The 5,266-nt window shown below is 71.6% G+C and carries 6 protein-coding genes; 2 read left to right on the top strand and 4 right to left on the bottom strand.

All coding sequences use genetic code 11. The annotated features are described in order from the left end of the window. Positions 1-145 precede the first annotated feature (145 nt). Positions 146-916: a sulfite exporter TauE/SafE family protein gene (locus BN12_RS25850; RefSeq protein WP_048554601.1), complete on the top strand. Its 771-nt coding sequence runs from the start codon at positions 146-148 to the stop codon at positions 914-916. Then, on the top strand, positions 904-1,782 hold the full coding sequence (locus BN12_RS17915) for a TrmH family RNA methyltransferase (RefSeq protein ID WP_235432458.1): 879 nt from the start codon (positions 904-906) through the stop codon (positions 1,780-1,782). Before BN12_RS25850 ends, BN12_RS17915 begins: the two co-directional genes overlap by 13 nt. Before the next feature lie 400 nt (positions 1,783-2,182). Here the strand turns inward: BN12_RS17915 and BN12_RS17920 are convergent, their stop codons facing one another. The 4 genes from BN12_RS17920 to BN12_RS17935 all read right to left on the bottom strand — a co-directional run bounded on the left by BN12_RS17920 (position 2,183) and on the right by BN12_RS17935 (position 5,148). Continuing rightward, positions 2,183-3,400: an MFS transporter gene (locus BN12_RS17920; RefSeq protein WP_048554606.1), complete on the bottom strand. Its 1,218-nt coding sequence runs from the start codon at positions 3,398-3,400 to the stop codon at positions 2,183-2,185. 96 nt (positions 3,401-3,496) lie between these two features. Then, on the bottom strand, positions 3,497-3,940 hold the full coding sequence (locus tag BN12_RS26610; RefSeq protein WP_048554608.1) for a MarR family winged helix-turn-helix transcriptional regulator: 444 nt from the start codon (positions 3,938-3,940) through the stop codon (positions 3,497-3,499). A gap of 66 nt (positions 3,941-4,006) precedes the next feature. After that, on the bottom strand, positions 4,007-4,378 hold the full coding sequence (locus tag BN12_RS17930; RefSeq protein WP_048556566.1) for a DUF3037 domain-containing protein: 372 nt from the start codon (positions 4,376-4,378) through the stop codon (positions 4,007-4,009). Then, positions 4,378-5,148 carry a HipA family kinase gene (locus tag BN12_RS17935; RefSeq protein WP_048554609.1) on the bottom strand — a complete coding sequence of 257 codons (771 nt, stop codon included), beginning with the start codon at positions 5,146-5,148 and terminating at the stop codon, positions 4,378-4,380. Before BN12_RS17935 ends, BN12_RS17930 begins: the two co-directional genes overlap by 1 nt. Positions 5,149-5,266 lie beyond the last annotated feature (118 nt).

Raw genomic sequence — 5,266 nt, forward strand, 5'->3', positions numbered from 1 at the left:
TGCCGAGTTGTTGTCGTCGAAACGCCTCGGGAACGACATCAACTCGGCACGTGCGGTGAGCGGGGGCGCCCGGGCCGGCCGGCCGGGGCGGCTCGGCCGTCGGACCGGACGATGCGGTATGCCGGGTCCCCGTTAGGGTGACCTGGTGTCCGTCCTCGATGCCGTCTTCATGGTGGTGGCCGGCATCTGGGCGGGTGGCATCAACGCGATCGTCGGGTCGGGCTCGCTCGTCACCTTCCCGACCCTCCTGCTCCTCGGCATCCCGGCCGTTCCGGCGAACATCTCGAACAACCTCGCGATGCTGGGCGGCGGCGTGACGGCCATCGTCGGCTACCGTCGCGAGCTCGCCGGGGGCTGGCCGTTCCTGCGGACCCTCGTCCCGCTGTCGGTGGTCGGTGCCCTGTCGGGTGCGCGGCTGCTCCTCGCGCTGCCCGCGTCCGCGTTCCACGCCATCGTGCCCGTCCTCATCGCGTTCGGGCTCCTCCTCGTCATCCTCGGACCCCGGATGCAGCGCCGGGAGGGGCACTCCGGGATGGCCGGACACCTCCCCGGATGGCGACGGCCGGCCCTCATGGCCGGGGTGACGCTCGCGGCCGCATACGGCGGATACTTCGGCGCGGCGCAGGGGGTCATCCTCATGGGGCTGCTCAGCGCCCTCGCGGCCGGCGACCTGCAGACCCTCAACGGCTACAAGAACGTCCTCGCCTTCGTCGCCAACCTCGTGGCGGCCGCCGTCTTCATCACCGTCGCCTGGGACCAGATCCGGTGGGAGGTGGTCCTTCTCGTCGGAGGTGGCGCCTTCATCGGCGGCTGGCTCGGAGCGAACGTCGGCCGCCGCCTGCCCGCGCCGGTCTTGCGAGCCGTCATCGTCGTCATCGGGATCGTCGGGATCGTCAAGGTCGTGTGGTTCCCCTGAGTCCGGTCCGCATCTCGGACCCGGCCGACGAGCGCCTGCGCGACTACGTCGGCCTGACCGATGTCGCTCTCCGCAGGAGGCTCGAGCCGGCGGGCGGTCTCTACATCGCCGAGTCCAAGAAGGTCATCCGCCGGGCTCTCGCCGCCGGGCATCGGCCACGGTCCTACCTCATGGCCGAACGCTGGCTCGTCGACCTCGCCGACGTCGTCGCGGCGGCCGAGGCGGACGGCATACCCGTGTATGTCGGTGCGCACGACGTCATCGAGGACCTCACCGGGTTCCACCTCCACCGGGGCGCGCTCGCCGCGATGTACCGCCCCGTCCTCCGTCCGGTCGAGGACGTCCTCCGGAACGCCGAGCGCGCACCGCGCCGCGCGGACGTCGCCGATTCCGCGCAGCTGCGCAGGCCGCGTCGGTCGAGGATCGCGGTCTTCGAGAGCCTCGTGGATCACACGAATCTCGGGGCTGCGTTCCGGTCTGCTGCCGCGCTCGGCATCGGCGCCGTGCTCGTCACGCCACGGTGCGCGGATCCGCTGTACCGCCGGGCAATCCGGGTGTCGATGGGGGCGGTCTTCCAGGTGCCGTGGACACGGATCGACCCGTGGCCGCACGGGGGTATGCAACTGCTCAAGGACGCCGGCTACACCGTGGCGGGCATGTCGCTGGGGGAGGACTCGACCACCCTCGACGAGCTGGCCGCCGAGGACCACGAGAGGCTCGCCCTCGTCTTCGGCACCGAAGGCCATGGGCTGATGACGGCGACCGATCGCCAGCTCGACCGGCGCGTGACGATCCCGATGATGAACGGCGTCGACTCGCTCAACGTCGCCGCGTCGTCGGCCGTCGCCTTCTACGCGACACGATGACCACGGGTCCGGGGCCGCACCGGGTGTCTGTCGGTCCCACCGACAGGCAATAGTGGCGCCGTCCGTCCGAGGGCGATGTCTCGTGAGCACGCCTGGGGCCGCGGTCGGCGGCCGAGCCGCCGATGTCCTGGTCGTCGGGCCGGCCCGGGTCGACACCGAGCCGTTCCCCAGAGCCGCATCCTCAGCGAGCTTTATCGGGTCACCCCGGAACCCTGAGCCTCACCCGACGTCCGTTGTCGGGTGAAGCCAGGTGTTGTCGGGTCACCCGACAAGGCGTCGGGGCCGGGAGGCGTCGGGGCCGGGAGGCGGAGAGCCCGCGGTTCCCTCTCTGCGCGGTGGGAAGACGCAGGTATGCCGCTCCCCGGGTGAGGGAGCGGCATACCGGAGGGAGCGGGGCGGCTCAGGCGTCCGCGATGGTGACGATCTGCGCCTCGTCCTCGCTGTCGATGGCGGGAGCCCCGTGGTGCGGGCCGGCGTCGACGCGGCGCAGCGAGGCTCGGCCGGCCGTGAGGACGGCGACGGCGAGACAGACGGCGACCGCTCCGACCCAGAAGGGGACGTGGACGTTGTAGCGCTCGCCGAGCTTGCCGGCGAGGTACGGCGCGATCGCGCCACCGCCGAACCGGACGAAGCTGTAGGCGGCCGAGGCGACGCTCCGCTCGACGGGGGCGGACTTCATGACCGCCTCGGTGATGAGGGTGTTGTTGACGCCGAGGAACGCTCCGGCCACGACCACACACGCGACGACGACCGCCTTGTCCGTCGTGTAGACGGCCATGACGAAGAGGACGACAGCGAAGCCGACGAGGGCCAGGGTCGCGCCGTTGATCGTGCCGATGGCCGCCTGGAGCCGCGGGGCGACGACGACGGAGGTGAGGGCGAGCAGGACGCCCCAGCCGAAGAAGATGAGGCCGATCGTGTGGGCGCCCATGTCGAGGACGAACGGCGTGAAGGCGAGGAGGGTGAAGAAGCCGAAGTTGTAGAGCAGCGAGGTGATCGCGACGGTCAGCAGGCCTTTGTGCCGCAGCGCCGCGAAGGGCTCCGAGAGGCGGCTGGGCGTCCCCTCCGCCGGTGTCGCCGGCAGCGCGAAGAGGGTGAGGAGGAGGGCGATGCTCATGAGGACGGCGACGCCGTAGAACGGGCCGCGCCAGGAGATGGCTCCGAGCTCGCCGCCGACGAGAGGTCCGGCCGCGATGCCGACGCCGAGCGCCGCCTCGTAGAGGATGATCGCCTGGCCGATGGACCCCCGGGCCGACTTCACGATGGTCGCGAGGGCCGTCGAGATGAACAGCGCGTTGCCGAGGCCCCACACCCCGCGCCAACCGATGATGCCGGTCACCGAGTCCATCGAGCCGGCGAGGGCGGAGCCGACGACGATGATCGCGAGGCCGGACACGAGCGTGCGCTTCGCACCGATGCGGCTGGAGACCCAGCCGGTGATGAGCATGGCGACGGCCATGACGATCATGTAGCTGGTGAACAGCAGGGACACCTGCGAGGCCGACGCGCCGAGGTCGTCGGCGATCGGCTTGAGGATGGGGTCGACGAGCCCGATGCCCATGAAGGCGATGACGCAGGCGAAGGCGACGATGTAGACGTTCTTGGGTTGGCGCCACATGGCGGTGGATGGTCCTTCTCGGATCGGAGGGATGGGGGTTCGAGGGCCGGGCGAGGCGGTCGGTATGCCGTCGCCCGAGGTGCGGATCGGGTCCGGTCAGGGGATGGGCGGCAGGGTCTCGACGAGCCTGACGAGCGTGCCGGTGGCATCCGCGAGGGCCGCCCGGGCGGGCGGGTCGAGGCCGTCGACGACCGGCGCGAGGATCCGGCCGCGGGCCTCCCGGATGTCGGCGATGGTGGCCGCCCCCGCCTCGGTGAGCATGACGAGGACGGCTCGGGAGTCGTCCGGGTCCGGCTGACGCGTCACGAGGCCGAGCCGCTCGAGGCGGTCGACCTGGACGGTCATCGTCGGCTGGCTCGTGGAGTCGGCGCGAGCCAGGTCCCCGACCCGGCTCGCCCCGAGGTCGTCGAGCAGGGAGAGCACCCGTGCCTGCGCGGCGGGGACGGGGAGCTCGGCCCGCCGGTTCGTCCATCGGTTGAGCCGCGCGACGGTGCGCAGCAGCGTGTTCGCGAGATCGACGTCCTGGGGACCGGCTGGCATACCAAAGAGTATAGATAGACTATCTATATATGGCAAGTCGGCCGTGCCGGACCGAGGCGGAGACGATCAGGCGACGTACCGGTCGAGGAGGGCGGACAAGGCTCCTGCAGGATCGTTCGTCAGGCCGGAATGCACCGGACCCGGCTGGATGACGGTGCTCCGGGGTGCGGCGAGCCAGCCGAAGCGGCGGCCGAGCGACTCCAGATGGGGCAGGCCGCGCGCCTCGCGACCCTCGCAGACGGCCTGGGCGCTCTCGAGCGCCTCCACGACGCCCGCCACGTCGAGATCGGGATCGAGGGTGAGGAGCCGGCCGCCGTCGACCCGATGCGCCGTCGCGAGGAAGCCGGCCGCCTGGCAGTAGAGGACGACCCCGACGTTGACGAACTCCTCCCGGTCGACGCGCGGCACGCAGCGCAGGACGACGTACTGGTAGGGCATCACGGGCACTCACCTCCCGGGAGCCACGCCGCCGGGTTCGCCACCCGCGCGAGGAGATGGTCGACGTATGCCGCACGCACGGCGTCCGCGTCGGCGAGGTCCGCGGTCGTCTCGAGCCAGTCGTCCGGGACGAGGTCGAGGACCTCGGCGAGGAGCTCCGGCGTGACGCGTGGTGCGAGGAGTGCGTGGGCGCCGGCGACGTCCTCGGCCACCTCGCGCAGGATGTGCCGGCTCGCGTCGAACGGCTGGGCGGCGAACCGCGCCGGATCGGGGGTGCGGCTCGGCCACCCGTGGTGGAAGTACAGCGCCGCACCGTGGTCGATGCACCAGACCCTGCAGTGCCAAAGGAGCAGGTTGGGGTTGTCCCAGGTCCGGTCGACGTTGGCGGTCAGCGCGTCGAGCCAGAGGATCCGGCTCGCCGTCGGTCCGTCGGGCGGACGCGACCCGTCGTAGCCGAAGGCGCCGGGAAGGAAGTCGACGGCGAGGTTGAGGCCGACGCTCGCGGAGAGCAGGTCCTGGACCTCCTCGTCCGCTTCGTAGCGCGCGATGTCGCGCGACAGGTCGAGGACCGCGAGCCGGGGCACCGAGACGTCGAGGCGCCGCGCGAGCTCGCCCACGACGACCTCCGCGACGAGGACCTTCAGGCCCTGCCCCGCACCCCGGAACTTCACGACGTAGGTGCCGAGGTCGTCGGCCTCGACGATGCCGGGCAAGGAGCCCCCCTCGCGCAGCGGGGTGACATAGCGGGTCGCCACGATCTGCTCGAGCACGGTGCAACCTTAGGGTGTCGTCCATGGGCCGACCGCTGGACGCCGCGCTCGCCGAGGTGGGCGAGCTGCTCCGCGACGAGCGAGGGTTGCGCCGGGCCGTGGGCGCGGGCCGGCGCCG

Origin of the sequence: Nostocoides japonicum T1-X7, assembly GCF_001046855.1 — a bacterium.
Lineage (GTDB): Bacteria > Actinomycetota > Actinomycetes > Actinomycetales > Dermatophilaceae > Nostocoides > Nostocoides japonicum.

Bases quoted from the DNA above. Each gene is read 5' to 3' on its own strand.
- BN12_RS17920 (WP_048554606.1), bottom strand. From the start codon at position 3,400: ATGTGGCGCCAACCCAAGAACGTCTACATCGTCGCCTTCGCCTGCGTC.
- BN12_RS26610 (WP_048554608.1), bottom strand. From the start codon at position 3,940: ATGCCAGCCGGTCCCCAGGACGTCGATCTCGCGAACACGCTGCTGCGC.
- BN12_RS17930 (WP_048556566.1), bottom strand. From the start codon at position 4,378: ATGCCCTACCAGTACGTCGTCCTGCGCTGCGTGCCGCGCGTCGACCGG.